The organism is Sporosarcina luteola (genome assembly GCF_023715535.1).
GTDB lineage: Bacteria > Bacillota > Bacilli > Bacillales_A > Planococcaceae > Sporosarcina > Sporosarcina luteola_B.
The window spans coordinates 607,426-631,689 of record NZ_JAMBOI010000001.1; the positions used below are offsets into that span (position 1 = coordinate 607,426).

The 24,264-nt window shown below is 43.7% G+C and carries 30 protein-coding genes; 11 read left to right on the forward strand and 19 right to left on the reverse strand.

The genetic code is table 11. The features are described 5' to 3' along the window. The first annotated feature begins 10 nt into the window (after positions 1 to 10). Positions 11 to 580, forward strand: a complete 570-nt coding sequence (locus M3191_RS02725) for a uracil-DNA glycosylase (protein ID WP_251697901.1) — start codon at positions 11 to 13, stop codon at positions 578 to 580. 81 nt (positions 581 to 661) lie between these two features. Here the strand turns inward: M3191_RS02725 and M3191_RS02730 are convergent, their stop codons facing one another. From M3191_RS02730 to M3191_RS02755, 6 genes are all read right to left on the reverse strand, one after another. Next, positions 662 to 886 (reverse strand): hypothetical protein, encoded by a 225-nt coding sequence (locus M3191_RS02730; protein WP_251697902.1) that lies wholly within the window; start codon positions 884 to 886, stop codon positions 662 to 664. A 17-nt stretch (positions 887 to 903) separates the two neighbouring features. Next, complete coding sequence (locus M3191_RS02735; protein WP_251697903.1) at positions 904 to 2,361, reverse strand: NCS1 family transporter; 1,458 nt, start codon at positions 2,359 to 2,361, stop codon at positions 904 to 906. An 88-nt stretch (positions 2,362 to 2,449) separates the two neighbouring features. Further along, positions 2,450 to 3,712: an NAD-dependent dihydropyrimidine dehydrogenase subunit PreA gene (gene preA, locus M3191_RS02740; RefSeq protein WP_251697904.1), complete on the reverse strand. Its 1,263-nt coding sequence runs from the start codon at positions 3,710 to 3,712 to the stop codon at positions 2,450 to 2,452. Between the two features lie 12 nt (positions 3,713 to 3,724). Continuing rightward, positions 3,725 to 5,068 (reverse strand): NAD(P)-dependent oxidoreductase, encoded by a 1,344-nt coding sequence (locus tag M3191_RS02745; RefSeq protein ID WP_251697905.1) that lies wholly within the window; start codon positions 5,066 to 5,068, stop codon positions 3,725 to 3,727. A 28-nt stretch (positions 5,069 to 5,096) separates the two neighbouring features. Next, the gene (gene hydA, locus M3191_RS02750) at positions 5,097 to 6,500 is read right to left on the reverse strand and encodes a dihydropyrimidinase (protein WP_251697906.1); all 1,404 of its coding nucleotides are present in this window, start codon (positions 6,498 to 6,500) and stop codon (positions 5,097 to 5,099) included. A gap of 49 nt (positions 6,501 to 6,549) precedes the next feature. Further along, the gene (locus tag M3191_RS02755) at positions 6,550 to 7,794 is read right to left on the reverse strand and encodes a Zn-dependent hydrolase (RefSeq protein ID WP_251697907.1); all 1,245 of its coding nucleotides are present in this window, start codon (positions 7,792 to 7,794) and stop codon (positions 6,550 to 6,552) included. A 223-nt stretch (positions 7,795 to 8,017) separates the two neighbouring features. Between M3191_RS02755 and M3191_RS02760 the strand changes: the two genes are divergently transcribed. From M3191_RS02760 to M3191_RS02775, 4 genes are all read left to right on the forward strand, one after another. Then, positions 8,018 to 9,385 (forward strand): aspartate aminotransferase family protein, encoded by a 1,368-nt coding sequence (locus M3191_RS02760; RefSeq protein ID WP_251697908.1) that lies wholly within the window; start codon positions 8,018 to 8,020, stop codon positions 9,383 to 9,385. A 4-nt stretch (positions 9,386 to 9,389) separates the two neighbouring features. Then, a complete protein-coding gene (locus M3191_RS02765) occupies positions 9,390 to 10,910 on the forward strand; it encodes a CoA-acylating methylmalonate-semialdehyde dehydrogenase (RefSeq protein WP_251697909.1) in 1,521 nt (506 codons plus the stop codon). A gap of 171 nt (positions 10,911 to 11,081) precedes the next feature. Then, complete coding sequence (locus M3191_RS02770) at positions 11,082 to 11,555, forward strand: SRPBCC family protein (RefSeq protein WP_251697910.1); 474 nt, start codon at positions 11,082 to 11,084, stop codon at positions 11,553 to 11,555. A gap of 51 nt (positions 11,556 to 11,606) precedes the next feature. Next, a complete protein-coding gene (locus tag M3191_RS02775) occupies positions 11,607 to 11,783 on the forward strand; it encodes a hypothetical protein (protein WP_251697911.1) in 177 nt (58 codons plus the stop codon). A gap of 179 nt (positions 11,784 to 11,962) precedes the next feature. Here M3191_RS02775 and M3191_RS02780 read toward each other — a convergent pair whose 3' ends face one another. The 6 genes from M3191_RS02780 to M3191_RS02805 form a co-directional block, all read right to left on the reverse strand. After that, a complete protein-coding gene (locus M3191_RS02780) occupies positions 11,963 to 12,733 on the reverse strand; it encodes a class I SAM-dependent methyltransferase (RefSeq protein ID WP_251697912.1) in 771 nt (256 codons plus the stop codon). Continuing rightward, positions 12,733 to 13,245, reverse strand: coding sequence for a hypothetical protein (locus M3191_RS02785; RefSeq protein ID WP_251697913.1), 513 nt, complete (start codon positions 13,243 to 13,245; stop codon positions 12,733 to 12,735). Before M3191_RS02785 ends, M3191_RS02780 begins: the two co-directional genes overlap by 1 nt. Positions 13,246 to 13,251: 6 nt before the next feature. Further along, positions 13,252 to 13,776 (reverse strand): GrpB family protein, encoded by a 525-nt coding sequence (locus tag M3191_RS02790; RefSeq protein WP_251697914.1) that lies wholly within the window; start codon positions 13,774 to 13,776, stop codon positions 13,252 to 13,254. Between the two features lie 409 nt (positions 13,777 to 14,185). Then, positions 14,186 to 14,722 (reverse strand): DinB family protein, encoded by a 537-nt coding sequence (locus M3191_RS02795; RefSeq protein ID WP_251697915.1) that lies wholly within the window; start codon positions 14,720 to 14,722, stop codon positions 14,186 to 14,188. A gap of 212 nt (positions 14,723 to 14,934) precedes the next feature. Continuing rightward, the gene (locus tag M3191_RS02800) at positions 14,935 to 15,795 is read right to left on the reverse strand and encodes a phosphotransferase (RefSeq protein ID WP_251697916.1); all 861 of its coding nucleotides are present in this window, start codon (positions 15,793 to 15,795) and stop codon (positions 14,935 to 14,937) included. A gap of 1 nt (position 15,796) precedes the next feature. Beyond that, positions 15,797 to 16,297, reverse strand: a complete 501-nt coding sequence (locus M3191_RS02805) for a GNAT family N-acetyltransferase (RefSeq protein WP_251697917.1) — start codon at positions 16,295 to 16,297, stop codon at positions 15,797 to 15,799. Between the two features lie 176 nt (positions 16,298 to 16,473). On the opposite strand from M3191_RS02805, the gene M3191_RS02810 reads away from it, so the two are divergent. From M3191_RS02810 to M3191_RS02830, 5 genes are all read left to right on the forward strand, one after another. Beyond that, entirely contained in the window at positions 16,474 to 16,833 is a 360-nt protein-coding gene (locus tag M3191_RS02810; protein ID WP_251697918.1) for a hypothetical protein, read from the forward strand. Positions 16,834 to 16,905: 72 nt separating this feature from the next. Next, a complete protein-coding gene (locus M3191_RS02815) occupies positions 16,906 to 17,649 on the forward strand; it encodes a class I SAM-dependent methyltransferase (RefSeq protein WP_251697919.1) in 744 nt (247 codons plus the stop codon). Positions 17,650 to 17,760: 111 nt separating this feature from the next. Further along, on the forward strand, positions 17,761 to 18,141 hold the full coding sequence (locus tag M3191_RS02820) for a hypothetical protein (protein WP_251697920.1): 381 nt from the start codon (positions 17,761 to 17,763) through the stop codon (positions 18,139 to 18,141). A 76-nt stretch (positions 18,142 to 18,217) separates the two neighbouring features. Next, a complete protein-coding gene (locus tag M3191_RS02825) occupies positions 18,218 to 18,418 on the forward strand; it encodes a hypothetical protein (RefSeq protein ID WP_251697921.1) in 201 nt (66 codons plus the stop codon). Between the two features lie 106 nt (positions 18,419 to 18,524). Then, a complete protein-coding gene (locus tag M3191_RS02830) occupies positions 18,525 to 19,751 on the forward strand; it encodes a translocation protein TolB (RefSeq protein WP_251697922.1) in 1,227 nt (408 codons plus the stop codon). A gap of 10 nt (positions 19,752 to 19,761) precedes the next feature. Here the strand turns inward: M3191_RS02830 and M3191_RS02835 are convergent, their stop codons facing one another. After that, positions 19,762 to 20,319 (reverse strand): carbon monoxide dehydrogenase, encoded by a 558-nt coding sequence (locus M3191_RS02835; RefSeq protein ID WP_251697923.1) that lies wholly within the window; start codon positions 20,317 to 20,319, stop codon positions 19,762 to 19,764. Positions 20,320 to 20,459: 140 nt separating this feature from the next. Here M3191_RS02835 and M3191_RS02840 point away from each other — a divergent pair, with 140 nt between their 5' ends. After that, entirely contained in the window at positions 20,460 to 20,894 is a 435-nt protein-coding gene (locus M3191_RS02840; RefSeq protein WP_251697924.1) for a hypothetical protein, read from the forward strand. Positions 20,895 to 20,921: 27 nt separating this feature from the next. Here M3191_RS02840 and M3191_RS02845 read toward each other — a convergent pair whose 3' ends face one another. From M3191_RS02845 to M3191_RS02870, 6 genes are all read right to left on the reverse strand, one after another. After that, complete coding sequence (locus tag M3191_RS02845) at positions 20,922 to 21,467, reverse strand: HAD-IIIA family hydrolase (RefSeq protein WP_251697925.1); 546 nt, start codon at positions 21,465 to 21,467, stop codon at positions 20,922 to 20,924. Between the two features lie 27 nt (positions 21,468 to 21,494). Next, a complete protein-coding gene (locus M3191_RS02850) occupies positions 21,495 to 22,193 on the reverse strand; it encodes an SRPBCC domain-containing protein (protein ID WP_251697926.1) in 699 nt (232 codons plus the stop codon). After that, a complete protein-coding gene (locus tag M3191_RS02855; RefSeq protein WP_251697927.1) occupies positions 22,177 to 22,500 on the reverse strand; it encodes an ArsR/SmtB family transcription factor in 324 nt (107 codons plus the stop codon). The genes M3191_RS02850 and M3191_RS02855 overlap by 17 nt, the downstream gene beginning before the upstream one ends. 82 nt (positions 22,501 to 22,582) lie before the next feature. Beyond that, positions 22,583 to 22,870 (reverse strand): YciI family protein, encoded by a 288-nt coding sequence (locus M3191_RS02860; RefSeq protein ID WP_251697928.1) that lies wholly within the window; start codon positions 22,868 to 22,870, stop codon positions 22,583 to 22,585. Between the two features lie 124 nt (positions 22,871 to 22,994). Then, positions 22,995 to 23,318: a hypothetical protein gene (locus M3191_RS02865; protein ID WP_251697929.1), complete on the reverse strand. Its 324-nt coding sequence runs from the start codon at positions 23,316 to 23,318 to the stop codon at positions 22,995 to 22,997. 146 nt (positions 23,319 to 23,464) lie between these two features. Continuing rightward, on the reverse strand, positions 23,465 to 24,256 hold the full coding sequence (locus M3191_RS02870; RefSeq protein WP_251697930.1) for a dioxygenase: 792 nt from the start codon (positions 24,254 to 24,256) through the stop codon (positions 23,465 to 23,467). Positions 24,257 to 24,264 lie beyond the last annotated feature (8 nt).

Below are 24,264 nucleotides of genomic sequence, written 5' to 3' on the forward strand. Positions count from 1 at the left end.
GGTGATATAAATGACGTCATTTTGCCCAGAAATATGGCCGGAAGATCCGACGCCGGCGAGCCAGATTCATTGCGAAGATTGCGGTCTTTATAAGCACGGTACCCGGATGGTGTGGGGAGAGGGAAATCCCCTAGCACCTATCATGGTGATTCTGGATAATCCAGGCGCCCGTGAAGATCGTGAAGGTAATTCAATGGTTTGCGGCACGCGGCAGACATTGCAGCAAGCCGTTCATGAAGTTGGGCTGAATAAAGAGCTAATCTATGTAACGTACATTTTAAAAAGAAGGCCCCTCCGAAAATACGATAAAGAACGGACCCGTGAAATTTGCATGCACCGCCATCTGGATGAACAGCTCAAACTACAAAAACCCGAACTCATCATATGCATGGGCAATGTGGCCGTGCAATCCTTTTTCGAAGATGCGGAAGTCGATGTAAAAGGATTGCGCGGCAGCTGGCATGATGTGAAAGGATATCAAACTACTGTCGCCTACCACCCGCTAGCCGTCAGACGCCGGCCTAATTTGTATAGGTTATTAGTTGAGGATTTAACGCTCGTAAAGGCTGCAATTCAATAAATTTTTCTGGGAATGTTTGCCGATCAGGCTCCATAATTAAGACTCTATTCCAGTACTAGAATAGAGTCTCACCACGTCCTATTAAATCGGCGTCTCTTCTTGCTTCAACGTTTGTTCCAGGAGCTTTGCCGCTAAATACTTTCGCGCCTCGGCAGTCAAGATCTGCAGACAAACATCTTCTTCCTGCCGTTTAAACTCGACAAACATGCCACTTAAGTTTTCTCGGACAGAATGGACCTTAAAGCCACTGGCTATATAGTCATCAACTTGCTTCATTTCATCCAAACTTAACAAATGATCAGACATACATACACCCCGCTTTTCTAGTTAACACCTTTTTCCTCCATCTCCTGCACGACGATATCGTCCCAGTCGTGGCCAACTGTAATTCCTAAATACTCCGCATCACTCGGATTAACCAGTTCAGCTTGCGGGTACTTCTTAAACCACCAATATTTTGCCAACACGTAGTAGACAATCGCCCCAACGAAAAAGCCGACCAATGAAGAATACGTTGGGAACATATTCGCTAACGCTCCACCTATCACCCAAGCAAATAGCCCTGCTAAGTTAAAGCCCTTCAGAAACTTATATTGTCCGTCTAACTCGTACAGATCTTTTACGTTCACACGACGTTTACGGATTAAATAATAATCAGCGAACAAAATCCCAACAATTGCTGTTAAAATACCGCCAATGATTAATAGAACGTTGACCAACACGGCAAACAGATTCCATGGCTGTGCTAAAACCCCGATTACTCCCGCAATGATGACAGCAGCCCAGAATGGCACTTTCGGTCCGCCGATGTTCGAGAAAATCGTTGCTGCAGGAATAACGTTTGCGGATGTGTTTGTTGACCATTGCGCCAATACGATCATCAGCAATAAAACCCCGAGTATAATTCCACTTGCACTATTCTGCAGGGCATTTATCGGATCAGCAGAGGCCGTTGCCATATAAGCCACTGCCCCTATCGTTACGATAAATGTATTTGTAATCGGCATCACGATCAAAGAGCCGACTAACTGTGTTTTATTACGCTTGAACCAATTGCGTTCATTTTTTGGTGCTTTAAAGAAACGTGACAGTGTCGGCATATCAGCTGCCAATGTCGCCCAGAACCCCATGTTCGCCATCATCACAACCATGAAAGCTGTAAAAGCCGCTATCCCTGTTGTCGGAGATTCCACCCAAGCCCACACTTCTTTCCCTTGAACCGTCGCTTGATCAGCAAGCGTAATGTACATCCAGCACGCTATTAAAATAATAACCGGCGCTGCAAAATCCGCAAAGCGCTCAATGGATTTAATGCCGAGTGATGTGTTGAATAATTGTAATGCCGCAAACACAAGGAAACATAAAAACCAATTATTGAATTCGAATAATAAATTCAAAATCCCGTTGATGGCCATCGCGCCAAAATAAGTGTTAAGTCCGAACCAGCAAGCTGCTGTCACTCCGCGGACGAGCGAAGGTATATGCGTGCCGATTGTGCCGAACGGGGCACGCATATACACGGGGAAGGATAAGCCATGCTCAACGCCAATATCACCGATTAACGTCATGAATACACCGATTAATACAGAACCTGCTAACGTCGCTAAAATCACCATCGGCAACGACAAACTCATAATAGCCGAACCGCCAATTGCAAAGGCGGCTAATACGATCGCCATTCCGATCCAAATCACTGCAAAACCAAATGTGCCAACGCTTCTATTTTGATGTGTCACTGGAAGTAAATCCGGGGATTTTAAATAATCTCCGCCATTCGCCATACATTTCTCTCCCTTATAATAGATTTCCAGTTAACGCACAATCAATTCTCTTCTTTCTCACTTCGCACCAGAATTCGGGCTGTTTTTCTCATCGGATAAAATTGCTGATCAGTGATTGACGTTCGTTCCAGGTCATCGGTGGAATCGTGGACTTTCTTTCAACCATTGAAATGGCACCGTCTACCGGGCATACAATCGCGCATAAATTACAGCCAACACAATCCTGTTCACGCACTTTCAACATTGGACGACCACTCTCTGTGTATAGGTCAATGCATTGATGCGACGTATCTTCACACGCGATATGGCACTTATTGCAGTTAATGCAGACATCATTATTAATTTGGGCCACAATATTGTAGTTCAGATCCAAATCACCCCAGTTTGAATAGCGCGGTACGGACTGACCGACCAAATCCATCACCGAAGCAATGCCTTTCCCGTCCAAATAATTATTCAGTCCATCAATCATATCTTCGACAATACTGAATCCGTGGTGCATCGCTGCTGTACAAACTTGTACGCCTGTTGCACCCATCAATAAGAATTCTGCAGCATCCCGCCAGTTTGAAATCCCGCCAATACCTGAAATAGGAACATTGACGAGGGGATTCCGCGCACATTCCGCGACCATATTCAGTGCAATCGGCTTGACGGCGGGCCCGCAATATCCACCATGTGCCCCTTTCCCGCCAACATGCGGCACCGTATTCCATGTATCCAGATCAACACCCGCTAAGCTGTTGATTGTATTAATCATACTTACAGCATCTGCCCCGCCGCGCACTGCCGCTTCTGCCGTCATCGTAATATCCGTTATGTTCGGCGTCAGCTTGACGATAACAGGCGTGCGTGCAACTTCCTTCACCCAGTACGTCTGCTTTTCAACCAACTCAGGGACTTGACCAGAAGCAGATCCCATTCCCCGTTCCGCCATCCCATGCGGACAACCGAAATTTAGCTCTAAGCCATCAACTCCAACAGCTTCTACTTTTTTGACAATCTCATGCCACTTTTCCTGCTGTGGCTCGACCATTAAGGATGCAATAATGGCGTGATTGGGAAACCTCTTTTTCGTTTCAAGAATTTCATTCAGATTAACCTCTAATGGACGGTCTGTAATCAACTCAATATTATTGAAGCCCGCTACTCTTTGGCCGTTGAAGCTGACAGCCGCAAAGCGCGATGACACATTCAAAATCGGTTCGCCCAGTGTTTTCCATACTGCACCGCCCCAACCCGCTTCAAATGCTCGTTGCACTTGATAGCCCGAATTAGTCGGTGGTGCTGATGCTAACCAAAATGGATTCGGTGATTTAATTCCCGCTAAGTCAATTCGTAAGTCTGCCATGTATGATCCCCCCTATGCGATCTCGCTCGGTTTTCTGAAACGCTCATGAATGACGTTCGCAGCATCTTTTCCTTGCTGTGCAGCTGTTACGACCATCGCCTCACCTTGGCCGTTGCCAAACACGACATCCCCGCAGGCAAACACTTTGTCATTCGACGTTTGCATAGTCGTTTCATCAATGTCCACTACTCCGTTCGTATGCTGCAATCCAAACGCTTCAATGAGCGGGACAAAACGCGTTTGTCCGATTGCTTTAATAACTGCGTCCACCTCGATGACAAACTCAGATTTCTCGATTGCTTCAGGTCGTTGTCTGCCGTCTGCTCCTGCCTCTCCAAGCTTCATCTTGACGCATTCAAGGCCCACTACTTTCCCTGCCTCATCACCAATAATTCGCTTCGGCGCTGTCAGCCACTTGAATCCAACGCCATCTTGCTTGGCAAATTCATATTCATATTGGTAGGCAGTCATCTCTTTTTCCGTTCTTCTATAAAGGATGTCAACCTGTTCAGCACCTAGCCGCACAGCACAAGTCGCCCCATCTATAGCTGTGTTGCCAGCACCGATGACCGCAACACGTTTCCCGATCAAGTCCTCTGTCAGTACACCCATTTTCGTGCGCTTTACAAACTCAATCGCGTCATGTACGCCTTCGAGTTCCTCGCCTTCGATGCCGAGGTTAGGTACAGAACCCATTCCAACCGCTAAAATAACACTGTCATATTGCGTTAAAATTTCCTCGGCAGAAATATCCACGCCTACTCTTGTGTTTGTTTTGATTTCCACACCAAGCTTTGCAACTTGAGCCACTTCCCAATCCGCTACTTCATTTGGCAATCTGAAAGACACGATGCCATAAGTGTTCAAGCCACCGGCCTTTGCCTCCGCTTCGAAAATCGTGACACTATAACCGAATCGACTAAGCTCTCGCGCCGCTGACAAGCCAGCCGGACCAGAGCCCACAATCGCGATCCTTTTTCCATTCGGTTCACCTTTTTTAAATAGTTCTACGCCTGTTTCCATCGCCCAGTCAGTTGCATAACGTTGCAATTGTCCTATTTTAATAGGCTTGGTCGATGAATTCAGCACACATGCCCCTTCACATAGTATCTCGGTCGGGCATACCCGCGCGCAGCTTGCACCAATCGGATTGGCGTCCATAATCGTCATGGCAGAACCTTTCATATTGCCGGAAGCAATCTTTTTGATAAAATTCGGAACTTGAATACTTGTTGGACAAGCTGTGATGCAAGGTGCATCGTAACAGTACAGACAGCGATTAGCTTCTTCTATTGCTTCATTCTTCGTCATTCTGCCAGTCATTTCCGCAAAATTACGTTCGAGTTGCGAACTCATTAAACCATTCCCCCTAATGGATTGATGTTCAGACGTTGATCCGTTCTGCAATCGTCTTCTGTGCGGCGCGCTTAATGTAACGGCCACTACCTAATGCACCTACAAATTGTCTGTTTTTAATGACGTATTCACCACGTACAAGTACACTGATGGGTTCTCCGGTCACTTCCCATCCCTCGTACGGGTTGTAATCGACATTCATATGGTGGGTGTCCGCGGATATTTCACGTTTTACCGCAGGATCAAAAATCACGATATCCGCGTCAGAACCAATTGCAATAGTCCCTTTTTGCGGGTATAAACCGAAAATCTTTGCGGCACTTGTCGAAATCATATCAACGAAGTCATGGATGGAAATTCGTCCTTTTGCGACGCCTTCAGAATATAAAATGCTGAAACGGTCTTCGATAAATGGCCCACCATTTGGAATTTTGGAAAAGTCATTCAGCCCTAATCTCTTTTTACCGTTAAAGCTAAATGAACATTGGTCAGAGCCGATTGTTTGCAACTGTTTGGCTTTTAGCGCATTCCATAAATGCTCTTGATGATACTTCGGGCGAAGCGGCGGCGACCACACATATTTCGCTCCTTCGAATCCTGGCTGTGCTAACGCTGACTGATCGAGCGTCAAATAAGGCGGGCATGTTTCCCCATACACGTCATAGCCTTTTTCTCGCGCTGCAATAATTTCATCTAATGCTTCTTTACACGTCACATGGACAACGTAAAGTTTTGCGCCTGCGATATGCGCCAGTTCAATGGCCCGTTTTGTCGCCTCACCTTCTATTTCTGCGGGACGCGTCAGTGCGTGGTAAATTGGTGCTGTCTGGCCGGCTTGCCTCGCCTCCTCTACTAATTCATCAATGACTGAACCATTTTCACAGTGCACCATCACAACAGCACCTATGTCTTTTGCGATTTTAAAGGCTTTGAACAGCGTACGATCTGACGCCTGGAATTCTTTCGCATACGCCATGAACACCTTGACAGATGTAATCCCTTCCCGTTCTAGCAACAAAGGCAACTCCACCTCTGTTTCAGGCGTTAAATCAGTAATCATTAAATGAAAGCCGTAGTCAATTGCTGCATTCCCCTTTGCCTTTTCATGCCACTTTTCCACAGCATCAGCAAGTTTCTTTTCACCCGCTGATAAACAGAAATCTAAAATGGTAGTCGTCCCACCGAAGGCAGCGGCAATTGTACCCGACTTCCAATCATCATCTGTCACCGTGTTGTTGAACGGCATATCCAAATGCGTATGCGGATCAATTCCTCCAGGCATCACGTATTTGCCCGTTGCATCTACAATTTCCGCTCCATCAGCTAATAAGTTTTTGCCGATTTGCACAATCTTACCGTTGTCGATCAAGATATCTGCCTCATACAAATCTGAAGCTGTTGCTATGAGTCCACCTGTAATTAATTTCTTCATACTATCCTCACCTTTCAATTAATGAATGTTAGTCTTATAAGCTAGTTCATTAGTTTAGTGTGTATCTATCGTCCCTACTGAGCTTCGTTTGCAGTGCCAACACGGTTTCCAGTAACACGTCTGCGCCCTTTGCACAGTCTTCATAAGTTGTTTCTTCTTCCTCGCAATGACTTTTCCCGCCGATGCTTGGCACAAAAATCATTGCAGAAGGGATGAAACTCGCAATATACTGCGCATCGTGTCCCGCCCCGCTGAACATCCTATGGGAGGAATAATCAAAGTTATTACATGCCTTTTCCACTTCATTGCAGATAGCTGCATCAAAGAATACTGTATCCCGCCCCCATAGCTTGACCGGTCGAACGCTACAACCGTTTTCCTCTGAGGCTACTCCTGCCAATACCTTCTCCACTTGAACCATTACTTCAGGACATTGATGACGTGAATCGATGGTAAACACTACCTTGTTTGGTATGACTGTATGGATATTAGGCGTCACATGCATACGACCAAACGTGAATACAAGATTTTCGTCGATTTTGCCTAACTGCTCGTGCAAAGACGAAATCAAGCGGGATGCCACAATCATCGGGTCATTTCGCATCGACATTGGCGTCGTGCCAGCGTGATTTGATTCACCTGTTACGGTAATTTCATAGCACACCATGCCTAAAACGCCTTCGACCACTCCAATATTAATTTGCTTTGCAGCTAACACCGGACCTTGTTCAATATGCAGCTCAATATAAGCAAGGGCCTTTGTTAAACGATTTTCTTGCTCACCTTCATAGCCGCTCGCCTGTAATGCCTCTTGGAAGGTGATGCCGTTTTTATCGGTAGAACTCAGCATTTTTTCTCTACTGAACTTGGAAGCAATAACACCAGAACTCATCATCGCCGGATCGAAGCGGGCACCTTCTTCATTCGTAAAATTCACAAGCATTACTGGAATCTCGAGCTCAATGTCGTTATCCTTTAATGTCCGTATGGCCTCTATGCCTGTTAAAATACCTAACACGCCATCAAACCTGCCGCCTTTTTCAACAGAATCCAAATGCGACCCAATTACGATTGGCGGGCAATCTTTTTTCCCCGGCAACGTCGCATAGATATTGCCCATATCATCCGTTTTGATATCCATGCCCAGCTCTTTACAAATTTCACTAAAGCAGTCCCTTGCCAAAACATCCTCTTTTGACAGGGACAGTCGGGTTACTCCCCCATTGGGAGTCGCACCGAACTGACTAAACCGTTCAACTAATGTCTGCAATCGACCCCGATTACATGCATACATATGCAAGTCCTCTCTTTCATAGATATTGAACTACCCAACACTTATAAAAACTATAAAACTAGTGTATTCGGAGGAAACGGATATAAGACTTAAAAAATATGGCCAAGCGCATATTTATGGGATGTTCTTTATATAATAAGGTGCCGTGAGTATAACGCTGCTTTTCTAAAGAAATTGAGTAGTGGATTGATAGCATAGGATAAATGAAGGAGTGTTAAATTCAATGACGAACGTAACAAGTCAAAATTGGCAAGTAAAAGATGAGCAATATGTTTGGCATGCCATGAAGCCGTACAACCCGAATGCTACGTCAATCATTCGGAAATCGGAAGGCGCTTGGGTAACGGATATTGACGGGAAGCGTTACTTGGATGCCATGTCCGGTTTATGGTGCGTGAACGTCGGCTACGGTCGGGAAGAGCTCGCTAAAGCCGCTTATGAACAATTACTGGAAAATGCCTATACACCCCTGTCCGTCGGGCACATCCCTGCCATCCAACTAAGTGAAAAGATTAGCGAATTATTAGGCGATGATTATGTTGTCTTTTACTCCAACAGCGGTTCAGAGGCGAATGAAGCCGCCTTCAAGATCGCACGCCAGTACCATCAACAAAAAGGTGACATCAATCGCTCGAAATTCATCTCACGCTATAGGGCGTACCACGGTAGTACGATGGGGGCGTTAGCGGCAACAGGGCAAGCCCAACGTAAATATAAATACGAGCCGCTAGCACCCGGCTTCATTCATGTTTCACCCCCAGATGCCTACCGTGCAAACGAAGATCATATTACAGAACCGGCTTCTCTGCCGTCTGTTCAGGCAATTGATAATGTCATGACGTGGGAAATGTCCGATACGATTGCAGGCATTATTCTCGAGCCCATTATTACGGGCGGAGGCGTGATTATGCCTCATAAGGACTATTTGCGCGGGGTAAAAGAAGTTTGTGAAAAGCATGGGGCATTGCTCATTGTAGACGAAGTCATTTGCGGTTTCGGTCGTACAGGCAAAGCATTCGGCTTCCAGAACTATGGCATTCAACCGGATATTGTCACAATGGCAAAAGGCTTAACAAGCGCATATATGCCGTTATCAGCAACAGCAGTCCGCCGAGAAATCTACGAGGCTTTTATTGGAAGTGAGGAGTACGACTTTTTCCGGCATGTCAACACATTCGGCGGTTCTCCAGCGGCCTGTGCAGTTGCCCTCAAAAATATTGAGATCTTGGAAAGGGAAAGTTTATTCACCCGCTCAGAAGAAATAGGCGCTATTCTCCTTGCGGAACTGCAAGAACGCTTACAGGATCATCCAAATGTCGGCAATATCCGCGGGAAAGCCTTACTGATTGGGATTGAGCTTGTAAGTGACAAAAACAGCAAAGCCCCACTTGATGTAACTGCTGTCAACAATGTCATTTCCCTATGTAAGGAACAAGGGTTGATCATCGGGAAAAATGGTGTCACGGTAGCAGGTTTCAACAATGTTTTAACACTCGCTCCACCATTAATTATTTCGTTGGCAGAAAAAGATTTGATCGTTGAAAAGCTCACACTTGCATTGCAAGAACTACTGCCACAGAGGGGGAAATGAATGAATGGTTACGAATACAGAGGTAAAAGAACTCGGACATTTTATTAATGGGGAAATCGTAGCTGGTACAAGTGGTCACTTTTCAAGTGTTTTCAATCCAAGTACAGGTGAAGTGATCGCACATGTCCCTCTTGCAACGAAAGAGGAAGTGCAAGGCGCCATTGCAACTGCTCAATCAGCCTTTCCAGCATGGCGCGCTCTATCAGTCGGCAAACGTGTTGATATTGTCATGAAATTTCGGCAATTAATGACTGAACGTATGGATGAGCTCATCGATATCATTTGTACCGAAAGCGGGAAAACAGTCGAGGATGCGAGGGGTGAAATCACACGTGGCCTGGAATCTGTAGACTTAGCCATCAATGCCCCTCACTTAGTAAAAGGCGAGTACTCCGTCAATGTCGGCGGAAATATTAATGCCTATTCGACAAAAGTTCCACTCGGCGTCGTTGCAGCGATTTCCCCATTCAACTTTCCAGTAATGGTGCCGCTTGCTATGACAAGTATGGCGGTCGCAGTCGGCAATTCCGTCATTTTAAAACCTTCCGAGCGTGTACCCTGTTCCGCATTGTTTTTTTCGGAGCTGTGGAAAGAAGCAGGCTTGCCCGATGGCGTTTGGACAGTCATCAATGGTGACAAGGATGCCGTCAACGAACTATTGGAAAACCCCGCCATTGAAGCCATTTCGTTTGTCGGATCCACGCCAGTCGCCGAGTATATTTACAAAACCGGCTCAAAATACGGCAAGCGCGTTACGGCATTAGGCGGCGGTAAAAACAATATGATTGTCATGCCCGATGCAGATCTGGAACAGGCCGCAAACGCATTTTTAGGCGCTGCTTATGGTGCCGCTTCCCAACGCTGTATGGCCATTTCAACAATCATTCCCGTTGGCGAAGAAACAGCGAATAAGCTTGTAGACATACTGGCTGGAAAAATTGCAAAGTTAAAAGTGGGGCCTTACACAGATGCAGACGTTGACTTCGGACCTGTTATTACAAAGCAGTCAAAGGACGCAATCATTGGCTATATCGACCGTAGCCTAGAGGAAGGCGCTACGCTCGTATGCGATGGCCGCAACCCGGACATCGCTAAAAACTCGAACGGCTTCTATCTGGGCCCTACTCTACTCGACAACGTCAAACCCGGCATGGAAATTTATGAGCAAGAAGTATTTGGGCCTGCCCGCAATGTCGTCCGGGTAAATTCTTTAGAGGAAGCAATCGACCTGATCAATGCGCATGAGCTCGGCAATGGTGTGACAATCTTCACGAATAACGGGGCGGCCGCACGCAAATTCACGACAGAAATTGACGTCGGCATGGTCGGAGTAAATGTGCCCATTCCCATTCCAGTCGGTTATCATAACTTTGCTGGCTGGAAACGGTCGAGATTCGGCGAGGGGCATATGTTTGGGCCTGATCATGTCCGCTTCTTCACCAAGACCAAAACCATTTCAGAAAAGTGGTTTGAAGAAAACAGCGAATCTGCGTCAACCTTTGCTTTTCCGAGTAATGATGGCTGAGGATACCAAATGAGCAGACCCATTAGGCCCGATGCCTAGGGTCTGTTTTTCTACGTTCTTTCAGCATCTTCACCTTTCATATTGATTGCAAAGAAGCTAATGGATTTGCATTCTACAGAGGAGTAAATTAGGAGTGAGAAGTCAAATTCCGATTTTCGAAAGGGTAAGATTATGCCAATCATCGAACACGAAATTCACATTAATGCACCTATCCATATCTGTTTTGACCTTGCCAGAAATGTTGATGTCCACACGGAAACAACGGCAAAGACGAAGGAAAAAGCCGTTGCTGGAGTGACGACTGGACTAATGGAAAACGGTGATACGGTCACTTGGGAAGCCGTCCATTTGGGAATTAAACAGAAATTGACTGCAAAGATTATCGCGATGGATCGACCTTATCATTTCACTGATGTCATGGTGAAAGGCGCATCCCATTCTTTTACGCACACACATGAATTCATTGAAAGGGATGCGGGAACGGTTATGAAAGATACCTTTTCGTATAAATCCCCTTTTGGCTTCCTTGGGAAAATGGCAGATCGTTTATTTTTAGAACGATATATGAGAAATTTCATTGCCGATCGGGCGAAAGAATTGAAGAAGATTGCTGAAAGAAATCAGGGGCACATCAAAACGAGCTAACTTGACCATATTAAGAACGCAAATGCAAAAATAATATGGGAGGTTTTCATAATGAAACAAGGTGCACACAGCAATTTATATTCCAATCCGAAGACACCGGGAAATCGGTCGGAAGTAAGAGAAGAGATTTCGATGGAATTGGCTGAGCTTGGCAATCTTCAACCGAATCATGAAAAGATGACACCGAACCATCGGGAGACGGCAGAAAGAGATAAATACAAAGGCTGAGTATAAAAAACCAAGCCGCTTGCGAATCACAGCAAGCGGCTTGATTTTTGTAACATTTATGATGACTTGCCTGTTTTTATGATCACCCACCCGGGGTTATAATCACTCGCCGGGATATATGATCACTCACCGGGATTTATGATCACTCACCGGGGTTTATAGGCGCTTATCGTAAAAAATCAAGCCGTTTTCATCCTACATACATACACCATCGAAACGCTCTCCGCATGCAAGTCATTCTCATCCCAATCGCCATAGACTTGAACAATTTCAAAACCATTTGCCGCTACTAATCGTTCCATTTCTTGTGGGAATGAATAGCGGAGGGAAATGCCATCCTGCTCCTCCGCGATTAACGTATTATCCCGATAAATCCGGCGATGGGTCCGGCAATCCGAGATCTGTGTCAAATGATCATATATATCGCGATGGTTTTCAATCACCTGATTGCCATTTTTATCGACATACTTTTCTACGTATTCATCAACAGCAGAAAGCTCCTTCAATACCGGATTTCGAGTATCGAAAATGAAAACTCCTCCATCCACTAAGTGTTCGTGTACAGATTGGAATAAAGCGTCTTGCGATTCATTCGTTAGAAAGTGCTGAAAGGAATTTCCCGTCATGAAAGCGAGCGAACTTTTCACCGGCAAGTTCAATTTCGTGCAATCTTGCTGCGCAAATTCAATTGTTACTTCCGCTTGTTCAGCTTTCCGTCGAGCCCTTTCCAACATCCCTTCATGCAGATCTATACCAATCATTCGGAATCCGCGTTGCGCCATCGGAATCGTCAATCTACCCGTGCCGCAAGCCAATTCAATTATTGTATAGTCCTGGCTCGCCCATTTTAAGATCAGGCTCAAGTCCTTCTGGTACTTGTCATATAAATAATCATACATTTCAGGATCGGCATATTTTTCGAGGTTTCCTTCAAATATATTTTGGGTCATTAATTTCCTCCTAATAGATTGCTAACAAGCAATTGATTCTTGGCCGGATCATCCCGTACAACGATCAACTTATCCAAATAAGGTTGAAGGCTCCCGTCCAGCTCTTCACGTTTCCCTTCAAACTGTTTCGTCCAGTTATACATGTTCTGCAGCATTTGAAAATCCGGTCTATACGCACACTCTTCTACACCAATCACTTGCCTCACGTGCCTGCTCAAAATCCGGATTTTTCGTTTCCATAAAGGTGGATCCAGCCAAATGATGATGTCAGCCAAGTCCAAAAGGAGGTGATAAGACGGTCGGAATACCCCCTCTGCAATCCAGCTACCCTTTGCATCCATTTGGTGAATGACCTGCACTTGCTCTTCAGGCGTCCGCTTAATCCGCACGCCAGCCACGTTATGGTAAACAACCGAATCCAACTCAACAAAAGGCAAATCCATTTGCTTCGACAATTCCTTTGCGTAGGTCGTTTTCCCACTTGCAACGATGCCCATGATGAAAATCTTCATTTCTCCTCAACTCCGTTTTCGGTTCTCATCCCATTCAATTGCTTCCTGTTCAATGTGAGCCGCTAATTCGGCCTTTCCATTTATGTATGATGCAATATCATAAGGAAATTGCTGCCCTAGCTTCTCTTTCAAATTCCCATATGCCTTCGCCTTCTCGGGATGCGCTCGCAGGAAGTCACGAAATGCAAGATGGCGAAAGATTTCCTGCGAGCCATCCTCGTAAATATGGATGTGATGCGTCCGCTCATCTCCGCCTTTTTGAAAATAACGGCGCCCCGCGATTCCATTTTCGCCCTTCGCTTCGTACCCAATTCCCGCCATCTTTCCGTCATACCGATCGATTTGCAAAATATCTTTCACGATAGGCATAATGTCAATAATCGGCTTTGCGGACAAACCGTGTACAGACGTGCTGCCGATATGGTGGATTTCGATTAATTCCACGCCAAATATCTCCTGCAATTTAGCCGCTTCCGTTTCGAACTCAAGACTCCACCCTTCCGAAAAAGGCATCACTTCCACTTTCCGCATAACACATCTCCGTTCATCTGCTTATTGTCCGTGTTTTTTCATGCCGTAGTTCCTTAGTTGAATAATAATCATATTCATCCACGTAATGATTGGAATGAAAATTAGTAACACCATAATTCCTAAACTTCCAAATAACCCTTGAACGTTTTTAAGGAAATTATAAGCATCAATTTTATAAAGTATTAAAAATGCCGAACCTAACACGACTGCATTTAGTAAGAAAGAAAAAACGACTAACCTTGCACTACTCCATTTCCTAGGCATTACAAGGCATAGATACGTGGAAGCTATTAAAGAGGATAACAAAATGACGATTACAATGGCATTTATAAAAATCCACCCACCTATCTATCGAATATCGCAAAAAGGCTAACAGATTGAATAATTGTTAGCCCCTCAAATTGTCTCGTTATGATCTTTCCGAGGCACTCATCAATTTCTTAATCAACCGTATTTGCCCCCGGTGATTCAATTCATCCTCAAATACATGAAACCATTTGAAGTATTTATTCATAGGCTCTCCCCCCCAATATGGGGCTTGTTCGAATAGCCATGAATCGGGCAATGTCCGGAAGGTGTCGATTGTCTTTTTCCTCGTCTGTTCTAGCTCTTCAAGGTAGAATTCAATTGGATTTCCTTTAATTTGTTCCCGTGCTGTATCGCCAAGTTCAAGTGCCGGGTTTAGCATCTGGATATCTTCTTCCGTGAAATCGCGGTTTTCAAATGTATCAATTTGATATGATTTTTCAACTGACACCATATGGGCGAGCAGCATGCCGATGGAGTTGACCTCGTCGTTAATGAGAAAATCCAGTTGGTCCACTGTTAGACCTTTCACTTCCGCCAATGTTGTCACCCTTGTATATTCCATCATGGATGTCAATTTGCTGAACTCCAAGCTAAAGCCATCTTTTTGGTCGATTATATATAATTCTTGATTGCCCATTATCATTTCCCCCTCCGTTTAAATCAATCTCTATAATCATTAATTTTGGATTCCAACTTCTTGTGTAACGTAGTAATCCACATCCGACTCAAGAAAATCTCTCATAATGGACAACTTCATCATCTTTTCTCTTCCTCCTAGGATTTCAAGAACAAAGATGTCAAATTACCAGTCCATTCACTAGCCTCCACAGTAAACAGATTTTTCTAAATTTAATTGCACTCCTTTAGTTTTTGTTTCCAGTACTCCCATGCCTTCAAATACTCCTCCAAATCATGCGGATGTACCTTTTTACAAATGCCAACCCGAGTATATAACTGAAACACAACTTCTTCGACTAAACGAGACGTATCCATCTCCACATTCTTCAATAAAGCAAATGAAGCAAGCAATGTCTCCATATCCAGATTATCCGGCGAAGAACAAAACGCGTAGGTAAAATCATAGATCACCGGCCCCACCATTGGATCGGGATCAATTACACCGATAAGTTGATTCTGATGAAACACAAAGTTATGTACGCCCGTATCGCCATGGAGCAGATATTTATCCGGTTGTCGCTCATACTCTGCGAGTTGTTCGACAATCTCTTTCATTCGAAGATAATCCTCATACGGCAACAGATCCCCGACATTTTCATAAGCATAGTCCAAGCTTATTCTGTTGAACTCAAACCAGTTTTGCCGAGGTGTTCCTCCTAATCGACCCCACGGCGCTTGCGAATCGAATTTTTCGTAATGATTGAACAGCCCTTCAACAAGAAGCCTCATCCAATCCGCTTTAGTACCCCTATTGACGTGAGTTGTTCCTTCAAAATATTCATAAAGAAAAAAATTCTTTTCTGGATCGACATGATAAACATCAGGCAACAGCCCAATGTCCTCATATGTTTTTAAAAATATCTCGACGACCCCAATATCTGCTGGGTGATCGAATTTTATAATGCAAGAAGGTTTGTCACATACTACTACTGCATACACCTGCCCAGCGGTTGTTCCGCTCGTCAGTTGTTTGATTTCTGCCTGACTTCCTATAATTCCTTTGTTTTTCAGATTACTAATTGTTTGCTTCATATTAAATTCCTTCCCTATACACCTTCTGAAATTTGCAATGTCCGTCCGTTGTCGTTCCGATCAATGTAAACCCATTCTCTTCGTAGTACGCGTATAACTTCGGATTATGAGCGACACAATCAAGCCTAATTGTTTTATATAAAGTTTCATCTATCCAACCCAAAATGTCTTTGCCAATCCCCTTTTTCATATATTCAGGGCGCACAGCCAACCGATGAAGATATAGAACCTCAGAACCTTCTTCTTGCCCCCAAACATGCCGGTCCCATTCACTTTGCTGGGAGTAGAGTGTAAATGCGGCAATAATTTCATCGTCCTGACAGGCAACATAAGTTGCGCTATCTTTTATCGCTTGTCGGATTTCCTCATCTTCCCCACCCTCCAATAGAAATCCCCATTGGTTGATGTCATTCTTTTGCAGCCAAGCAGCAACCTCTTTTAGTACGGCGATGATAGTTGGAGCTTCCTGCTCGGTTGCCTTTCGAATTTCATATGTATTCACCCTATCTCCCCCATTCTATTAATGAATTCTCTTTTCCAAGGGCAAATTCCTTCATTTCAAGTGAAGGTGAAAACCCTTCATTAAAACTTACGTTTGAATTTTTTGGTTTTCCCAGAGATTATATTGAAACTAAAATGGACATTAAACCTCTAATATGAAAAGGAGATAAAAATATTATGAGGAAATTAATTTTATACTTAGCGATAACGGTCTCTTTAATTTTGTTAGCTGCCTGTGCTGATAAGCAAAATGAGGAAAATCATAACCAATCAGATGGTTATACGGAGGTCAGAGAAATCGCTTGGAATTTCGTTAAGGAGAATGGCTGGGCTGAAACTGCAATTGAAAATTGGCAGAGTGCAGAGGTAACAAAAGTGGTTGTTGGTAAAAACTATGATTTATTAAATCAAACATATGAAGGAAAAGAAGCGCTATCTGTTTCCTTTAAAGATAAAGAGAATAGTGTTATCGGTACACCTTTAATACTAATTGACAGCGATACATATAAGGTTATTGGTTATATGCTTAGTGAGTAGATATTCAAATATTTTAATATAAAGGAGAAGAAGCCTTCAACGTCGAATGTATATTCCCATGGAGGGATGAACATGGGAAATGATTCACTATTGTTAAACAAAAAAAGCTGGGATGATGTGGCGCCGCGGTTCTTCGGGCGGAATCCGTTGCCTGAGTACGGGCCGCTTGCGCCCCGGGAAGAGGATTTGAATTTACTTGGCGATGTGGCTGGTTTGAAGGTGTTGGATATCGGTTGCGGCAGCGGACATTCCTTGCAATATATGGATTCTCGGGGTGCCACGGAACTATGGGGAGTGGACCTTTCAAAGACACAGATTGAAACGGCGAAGGAATTGCTAAAGGATAGCAAAGCACCAATTCATTTATTCGAATCGCCAATGGAGGAAAACCCCGGGCTGCCTCTAGCATATTTTGATATCGTCTATTCCATTTATGCGTTAGGTTGGACGACCGATTTACGACAGACGCTCACAAATGTCCACGACTATTTGAAGCCAGGCGGCATTTTCGTTTTCAGCTGGGAGCATCCATTGCACAGCCGTGCAACCTTGGTGGATAAAGTTCTTCATTTCAATAAACCATATCAAGAAGAAGGTGCTTATGATCACGAAGCTTGGCACGCTCCTGCGATCATGCAGCAGTATAAAGTGAGTACATATATCAATATGTTGATTGAATGCGGGTTTGAAATTGAGAAGGTCATTGAGGATGTTTCATTGACGGAGGAAGACCGGGAAAGACATGCGAATAGGTGGTATTCGTATGAGAAAGCGAAGTTGATGCCTACTACTTTGATTATTAAGTGCGGAAAGTAAGGGTAGCCGCATTAACGTGTGGTTGACGCTGCATAGTTTTCAACAAATGGGCCAGATGGTTGTATAGCGCATTTAGAAATAAGGTAAGGGGACTAAGAGGAGGAGATTAAAATGAAACATAAGAATTGGATACTTTCTGGGGTCATTCTTCTTTCCACTACTTTGTTAATGGCTTATGATTTTTTTCCGGAATTGAACGGGTTCTTTCAACTACCAAAACCACTTTTTCTTGGGCTAATTCTGACTTTCTTGTTTGCCGGCTTCTTTATTAATCGTTTTCAAGAAGATTCTTTTCCGAAATCCGATCTGCTGTGGCAAGTAATGCTCACATCTTATTTATTGCTTTTAATTATAGGATTCACCTTACTCGGCGGCGAATCACAGGTAGGAATATCACTGTCCAACCCTTTCCTATGGATTGTTCTTTTGATTACATTTTTTGATATTGCAAAGCAGTATAAGAAGATGAAAACTGCTCATTCGAATTCTTAAATTCGCCATAAAATAACTTTTTCTAAATTTAATAGTCCCTAAAGCACAATGGATTCTATCTATGGGAGAGATTGAAATGCAAGATGAACTAACTGAAAAAGCAAAAGCCGAGCTAGCGGAAAAATTAGGGTTAAGTAAAACGGAATCATTGAAAAGCACCTTGTCTCAAGGCGATTTTGGCTTCAGCATTGACTTTTCTATACTCATTCCAATACTTATACTAGTAGCTCTTCTGTTTATTCATCATAGAAGGAAGAGTAGATTGAAGAAGAATTAAAGATAACTGGCGCATATCCATACATGGATTTGCGCCTATTTTTATTAAGGATAGCTGTTAGCAATGTGGGTAAAATAAGACTTACAACTTTTAGGAGGGATTGACGTTGATAACGCGGATTTTATTACTACTCACTCTCATTTGTTTTCATTTTTCGTCAATCGCAAGTGCAGAAGCCCCGTTAACAGCTGCATTTATCCGTGATCATCAGTTGTGGATCAAAAAAGATGGTCAAGAAATACAACTTACAAAGGACCGTTATGTATATGCTCCGAAATGGTCCTATGACGGTCGCTTCATTGGCTATATTGATGGCGATGAAAAGGGGGAGAAATCGGATTTATTCATTTACGATATGAAGGAAAAAGAAAGTTACCAGAACTATATTAATTCTGCCACGTCGGACTTTAAATGGGCTCCAGATAAAAATCAGATAGCGTACACGGATCACGGTCTATTAAAGGTGACAAAAATGAAGAACGGCCGACCGTCTGGATTTACAAATGTTTCTTTAGGCGTGAGTGGCTTTGAATGGTTTCCGAACGGCAAGGAATTTATTGTTTCCGCATCGTCTAACCTGCTCCCTACTGGATGGAGCCCTATCCCACTTTATAGAATTCCGGTAGATGCACATCTTGAAAAGGATAAAATGAAGCCTTTTTATACGATTCAAACTGAAATTCCCGACTTGTTTGGGGTTGATGCCGATTATTTCAAGTGGAGTTCTGACGGAAAGTGGGTTAGCTTTTTAGTGATTCCTACCGCTTCTTGGTCGATGGACAGTAATACATTAAGTGTTTTATCATCACAAGGAAAACGATTTCAAGCAGTGGGGAAAATGTTAGGATTTAAAGACTGGTTTAAGTGGTCCCCTTCCGCCAATGAACTAGCTTATATATCCGGTGAAGGAAGATTTTTTGTCGAAAACAAGAAAACGACGATTGCTGAAATCCCGATACTTAAAGAACAAAAAGAATACACCCCTAAAGGATTTGTAGACCTCGATTTAGAATGGTACTCAAAGGATTCGGTAATTGTGGCACGTGCGTTAGAGAACTTGGAGTGGAAAGAGGGACCTGTCCCGACTATGTTCACATCACTTTATTCCATAAACATAAGAACAGGAGAACAAAAACAAATCACATTTCCAGGGAAGAATGAAATTGATGAAAATCCTCAAGTTGTCGGACCTTACCTTACTTGGTTGCGGAAGACGGAGGGACAAGATAATGGTGATGTATGGGTGAAAAATACGTTAGATGGACAAGAGCAGATTTGGCTTGAAAATGTGAATTATGCTCCAACGTTTTTTATTCCAAAGAAAACCCCTTAACGTTCAGCATTCAATAAATTGTACATTCATTTTCCCCTTCAATTCCTTTTACAGAATCAGCAATCCGCGCCAGCTTGTCGGGCATCTCCACGACAGATGCCTTTAATGGAACGCTTAACAAGTATTGCAAGTTGTTTTTTTCGAAAACATAAAAATGAACGTTATGGGATTCAATATAGAGGCCTTTACCACCATATTGAAGCACATACTCTTTGCCATCGATTATAAATTTATTATGAGCTGGCCGAATATCAATTGTGAACATGTTTCTTCTCTGGTCTTCATTTACAAACATAATTCTAAGATTGTCATTCAACTTGTAGCGTTTATCTTCATAAAACCTTCCGAATTGATGAGTGAATGAAATCGGTGGCGTCCTTTCGGGCAACTCCACCTTACAGTGGAAATGGTTTTCAAATTCTTTAACTGCCTCTTCAATGGATATATATCCGAATTCTTTATATAACTCATCGAAAGAAGGCGGTGAATTTTGCTCGGCTGCAGAAATTCCTTTATTCGAAAGTAAAATAACGATAACAAGTATCAATTGGTAAAGTTTCTTAGTCATTGTATCATTACCTCCTCTACACTGTTAGCGTTGCTAAAAGGAGCAAAAGTATACAATGAACCTCCCAACTTAAATTTTCCGACCAATAACTGATTTTTTTCTTTTAGTTGGGAATGATAACATCGAGGTGGTTTTGTCATATGAAAATATTAATTACATCAATTATCACTATTTCATTTTTGTTTATTCATTCAACCCAAGGATACGCACAGCCAAATGAATGTCCTGTGTTAAGCGACTTAATGCAAACATCAATCAAGGATAGAAAAGAGGTAATTGAAGCGTTAAATACTCTAATACCAGAAATTTATGGAACGGGTTTAGACGAATATCCTGGAATGTATACTGAGTGGAATGTAGTAACCGCCAAACCTTTTCCCAAGACAGTTGGTTATAAAAATGAAGAAGATTATTTTGGAATGGCAAAAACCTTTTGTGGTAAAGAGATTGCTGAAAGATCATGGCTTGTACGTCTGAATTTCCCTAAAGCACCAGGAGCTGACTTATCCCAAGGGCAAATATTTTTAGCTAAAAGTAAAGAAAAGGGATGGTTTGTCTGGTTTCGATATCATTAACAATATTTCACACAAAAACGCCTATGCCTAGGCGTTTTTCATATTCCCCTTATTCAAAAGCCATATCACAGCATCCAACAGATTTTCAGCAATATAATCCGGCTCTGTGCCAGCCCATTTAGCCCGATATTGAGTTAATGAACTTTCACCCCACCCGGTCAAAACTAGAATTTTCTTCGCACCGACTGCATGCGCTGCTAACATATCCGTTGACCCGACATCTCCGATAAGCGCGGTTTTTGATAGATCTAATCCATGTTTTTTCGCGGCTTCCCGAAGTAGGCCTGGACTTGGTTTATGGCATTCGCATCTTTCCGAGGAGCCGTGCGGGCAGATGAATGCATCATCAAATCCAAAATCCAAGAATTCATCGAAAAAGTCTTTGATGCTCGCCTCGCCTTTGCTGATTCTGTGCTGGTTCGTACAGGCGAATGTCTTGATTCCGTTTTCTTTCAATAGTTGAAGAGCTTCTTTGCTAAAAGGATAAGGAGTGAAATCTCTCGGGTGAATGAAGTGTCCAGTTCCGCCTAATGTTCCATCTCGGTCGATAAAAACCGCTTGTAGCTTATCCACTTGGCACGCCCTTTCAAATGACTTCCATTACTGCACCGTCTGACCATACGGAACAGTCATCAGATCTACCTCCAGATGTTGGCCATCCCTCAATACTTTCAGCTTGATCATTTTGTTAGGCTCTGTTTCTGAAACGATGATTTCCAAATTGTCATAAGCGAGAGTTTCGAAGCTGTTGACATGAGTTATAACATCACCAACTTCAATTAATCCATCTGCAGGGGTATTCGCCTGGATTTTGACTACTTTTGCTCCAGGAATGCCGCTTGGATTTGTCCGATGAAGCACACCAATCCAGCTTCTCCAAAAGCGTGGACGCAAATCTTCCTTTTCTTCATAAATACTTTTCAAGTTCCTCATGAACTGATACGTGCCGAACGCCATATTATCCGCTTGCATCATTTCAAAATCACCCGACCATATGCCCGTATATTCAATCGCCACAACGGATCCACCATCTTGCGGTGTGATCGTCCAAGTAGTCAGTTCCTTGTCTTCCCCTTCAAGGACAAGCTTCCGATGTTCCTCAAGTTCGACAATTGTACCGACATAGCTGACCCCCCAGCCATAATCGAGGCTAACCGTTCCCCCAACACGGATATCCAGCTCGCAATGCCTCGTTTCCCAGCGATTCCGTTCTTCAGGAATCGTCAGCGCTTTCCATACCTTTTCAGGAGAGGCTTTTACATAAATCTCCCTTTTCACTGAATCAATGACTTTCTCCATCGCTTTCTCCCTCCAAATACGTTTTCAACTTCTTCAACTTATTGTCCAAAACGCTTCCGATTTCCTGTTGAAGCTTTTTATACTGGTCCTTGAAATTGTCCCTTTTTAACCTGTAAACACAATACCTCCCATCTTTCCTCTCCGCTATCAAATCCTCTTCGACTAAAATCGAAAGGTGCTTCTTCAAGGCAGGCTGTGAAATGGTAAATTGATCGACCAATTCGGACTGCGTATATTCATTCCTAGACAATAATGTTAGTATTTTTCTTCGTGTCGGATCTGCAATTGCCCGATAAATATCCGTCATGTCTATGCCTCCAAGTCATATAACCATTTGGTTATAAATAAAACATAACAAATAGAATAGCTGAATGTCAATAAAAATCTGACTATTTATTAAAAATGCCCTCCAATGGCTCCCACGGGTAGATTGTCGCTTCAAATTTCTCCTCAATCACAGCAGGGTTATTGTTAGCAAACTGTTGGGCTTCTTTCAAGCTATCCACTTCAAGTATGATCAATCCGCCCGTATGATTCATAAACGGTCCGCCTGCAATCAAAATCCCTTGCGCCAATGCTTCCCTCACATACTCCCGATGTGGAACAAGCCCTTGCTCCCAATGTGGCTTTCCTGTTTTCCATGCTTTACCTGTTGTGAAATGAATGATGAATTTCATACAAGTGCCCCCTCTTCATTCGTTACCATTCTACTTCGACACAACTTCGGATAATACCTCGCGCTCGAAATGATAAAAAGAGCAATGAAGGCGGGTGTAAAAATTGGTTATTATCACTCCACCCTCATTTATCACCGCTTGGCGGCACTTTATTACCGTTCGTGGTGAGTTTATCACCGCTCATCAGCACTTTATCACCGCTTAGACAGTGTTTATCACCATTCGCATAATTGCTCGCCAAAATAAGGGCTATTCTTAGGTTGTCAAAGGCATTTGGCGCGATAAGCGCATCTAGTTGTAAAAAGTATGATTCCGCGCAACCATAATCGCGGCCACACATCGTTATTATCAACATGCCAATTCGCGCCAGATGCCCTTCACAAATCATCATAGACGCTCGATGATAGTTTTGCTCGAATTCGGTTGGATTTTGCTCGAGTTTAGGCATGTTATGCTCGACTTCGGCGGGTTTTTGCTCGAGTTGGAGGGAGTTATGCTCGAGTTTGGGCTCGTTTTGCTTGTTTCGTGACTATAGTCCCGACAAAAAAACAATGCACACAGCCACCCTCGCTGTGTGCATCCCCATCCAATCTATCAACTATAAACAGGCTTATCCTGTAAGCGCAGCTTGAAATCCAACTGGGCTGTGTAGTAATCCGCTGCCAGTCCCTTGTCAGCTCCTTCATGCTTCTCCAATTTCGTAATAAGCGTTCCCCGAACACCATTCGCGACATCGTTGTCCAAGTATTGATTCCCTTCGAAGAACACTTGGGAGATGAGCGGGTCACCGTTTTGCGGCTTGAATAGGAAATGGAGATGTGCCGGTCGGAATGGATGGGAGTCGATCCACGTCAGGAATTTGCCTGTCGGGCCGCCAGTTGGAATCGAGTAGTCGCCCGGTACAACCGTCTGCACTTCGAACTTTCCATTTTCGTCCGTGAACAGCACCGCGCGCAAGTTTTCTGCCGGAATCCCTTCCGCAAATCCTGAGTACTCACCGTTCGCATCTGCCTGCCAAATGTCCACTTTCGTATTTGCCAGCGGGTTGCCGTCTACGTCCGTGACGGTTCCGCTAAAGAAAAACACATCGCCCTTCTCATCTTCGCGCTTCGGCATGACGCCCGGATTTTCGATTTCAGTCGCGTTTTCAAGATAGAACGGCCCGAGGATTGTAGGCTCTGTCCCCTCCACATTTTTATACATTTCCTGAAGAGCGTGCGTTTCGAAGAACACATCCATGAAAAGCGGGATTTCACCAGCACGTCCAAGTTCGTCCGCCCAATTAACGAGCGCCTGGTAGTCATTATGATCGAGCTCATGCTCCCGAATTAATTCCTTAAATTTAACGACCATTCCATTGTAAACATCCACCACTTTTTGATTCATCTCTTCAT

Coding starts and splice junctions, on each gene's coding strand:
- M3191_RS02745 (WP_251697905.1), bottom strand. CDS start 5,068: ATGAGTTCGCAACTCGAACGTAATTTTGCGGAAATGACTGGCAGAATG.
- M3191_RS02765 (WP_251697909.1), top strand. CDS start 9,390: ATGGTTACGAATACAGAGGTAAAAGAACTCGGACATTTTATTAATGGG.
- M3191_RS02855 (WP_251697927.1), bottom strand. CDS start 22,500: ATGACGGATATTTATCGGGCAATTGCAGATCCGACACGAAGAAAAATA.
- M3191_RS02735 (WP_251697903.1), bottom strand. CDS start 2,361: ATGGCGAATGGCGGAGATTATTTAAAATCCCCGGATTTACTTCCAGTG.
- M3191_RS02865 (WP_251697929.1), bottom strand. CDS start 23,318: ATGCCTAAACTCGAGCAAAATCCAACCGAATTCGAGCAAAACTATCAT.
- M3191_RS02730 (WP_251697902.1), bottom strand. CDS start 886: ATGTCTGATCATTTGTTAAGTTTGGATGAAATGAAGCAAGTTGATGAC.
- M3191_RS02810 (WP_251697918.1), top strand. CDS start 16,474: ATGAGGAAATTAATTTTATACTTAGCGATAACGGTCTCTTTAATTTTG.
- M3191_RS02870 (WP_251697930.1), bottom strand. CDS start 24,256: ATGAATCAAAAAGTGGTGGATGTTTACAATGGAATGGTCGTTAAATTT.
- preA (WP_251697904.1), bottom strand. CDS start 3,712: ATGGCAGACTTACGAATTGACTTAGCGGGAATTAAATCACCGAATCCA.
- M3191_RS02860 (WP_251697928.1), bottom strand. CDS start 22,870: ATGAAATTCATCATTCATTTCACAACAGGTAAAGCATGGAAAACAGGA.
- M3191_RS02795 (WP_251697915.1), bottom strand. CDS start 14,722: ATGGGCAATCAAGAATTATATATAATCGACCAAAAAGATGGCTTTAGC.
- M3191_RS02815 (WP_251697919.1), top strand. CDS start 16,906: ATGGGAAATGATTCACTATTGTTAAACAAAAAAAGCTGGGATGATGTG.
- M3191_RS02785 (WP_251697913.1), bottom strand. CDS start 13,245: ATGAAGATTTTCATCATGGGCATCGTTGCAAGTGGGAAAACGACCTAC.
- M3191_RS02775 (WP_251697911.1), top strand. CDS start 11,607: ATGAAACAAGGTGCACACAGCAATTTATATTCCAATCCGAAGACACCG.
- M3191_RS02725 (WP_251697901.1), top strand. CDS start 11: ATGACGTCATTTTGCCCAGAAATATGGCCGGAAGATCCGACGCCGGCG.
- M3191_RS02770 (WP_251697910.1), top strand. CDS start 11,082: ATGCCAATCATCGAACACGAAATTCACATTAATGCACCTATCCATATC.
- hydA (WP_251697906.1), bottom strand. CDS start 6,500: ATGAAGAAATTAATTACAGGTGGACTCATAGCAACAGCTTCAGATTTG.
- M3191_RS02755 (WP_251697907.1), bottom strand. CDS start 7,794: ATGTATGCATGTAATCGGGGTCGATTGCAGACATTAGTTGAACGGTTT.
- M3191_RS02760 (WP_251697908.1), top strand. CDS start 8,018: ATGACGAACGTAACAAGTCAAAATTGGCAAGTAAAAGATGAGCAATAT.
- M3191_RS02850 (WP_251697926.1), bottom strand. CDS start 22,193: ATGGAGAAAGTCATTGATTCAGTGAAAAGGGAGATTTATGTAAAAGCC.
- M3191_RS02780 (WP_251697912.1), bottom strand. CDS start 12,733: ATGACCCAAAATATATTTGAAGGAAACCTCGAAAAATATGCCGATCCT.
- M3191_RS02825 (WP_251697921.1), top strand. CDS start 18,218: ATGCAAGATGAACTAACTGAAAAAGCAAAAGCCGAGCTAGCGGAAAAA.
- M3191_RS02800 (WP_251697916.1), bottom strand. CDS start 15,795: ATGAAGCAAACAATTAGTAATCTGAAAAACAAAGGAATTATAGGAAGT.
- M3191_RS02790 (WP_251697914.1), bottom strand. CDS start 13,776: ATGCGGAAAGTGGAAGTGATGCCTTTTTCGGAAGGGTGGAGTCTTGAG.
- M3191_RS02840 (WP_251697924.1), top strand. CDS start 20,460: ATGAAAATATTAATTACATCAATTATCACTATTTCATTTTTGTTTATT.
- M3191_RS02820 (WP_251697920.1), top strand. CDS start 17,761: ATGAAACATAAGAATTGGATACTTTCTGGGGTCATTCTTCTTTCCACT.
- M3191_RS02835 (WP_251697923.1), bottom strand. CDS start 20,319: ATGACTAAGAAACTTTACCAATTGATACTTGTTATCGTTATTTTACTT.